Source organism: Gammaproteobacteria bacterium (assembly GCA_028817255.1).
In the GTDB taxonomy this organism is placed as follows: Bacteria; Pseudomonadota; Gammaproteobacteria; order Porifericomitales; family Porifericomitaceae; genus Porifericomes; species Porifericomes azotivorans.
Map to the genome: position 1 here is coordinate 8,065 of JAPPQA010000036.1, position 571 is coordinate 8,635.

1 rRNA gene (cut by a window edge) is annotated in these 571 nt (G+C 55.2%); it reads left to right on the plus strand.

The window, feature by feature from the left end:
- A 16S ribosomal RNA gene (locus OXU43_01865) occupies nucleotides 1-571 on the plus strand (its annotated part extends 382 nt beyond the left edge of the window); the annotation flags it as partial.

Sequence of the window (571 nt, forward strand, 5' to 3'; positions counted from 1 at the left end):
ATTGGACAATGGGCGCAAGCCTGATCCAGCAATGCCGCGTGTGTGAAGAAGGCCCGCGGGTCGTAAAGCACTTTCAGCAGGGAAGAAAATCCCGGAGCGAATACCTCCGGGCCTTGACGTTACTTGCAGAAGAATCGCACCGGCTAACTCCGTGCCAGCAGCCGCGGTAATACGGGGGGTGCAAGCGTTAATCAGAATTACTGGGCGTAAAGCGCGCGTAGGCGGCTTGGTAAGTCGGATGTGAAATCCCCAAGCTCAACTTGGGAACTGCATTCGATACTGCCAAACTAGAGTATGGTAGAGGGAAGCGGAATTCCCGGTGTAGCGGTGAAATGCATAGATATCGGGAGGAACACCAGTGGCGAAGGCGGCTTCCTGGATCAATACTGACGCTGAGGCGCGAGAGCGTGGGTAGCAAACAGGATTAGATACCCTGGTAGTCCACGCCCTAAACGATGAAAACTAGCCGTTGGGGGAGCTTGATCCTTTAGTGGCGCAGCTAACGCGATAAGTTTTCCGCCTGGGGAGTACGGCCGCAAGGCTAAAACTCAAAGGAATTGACGGGGGCCCG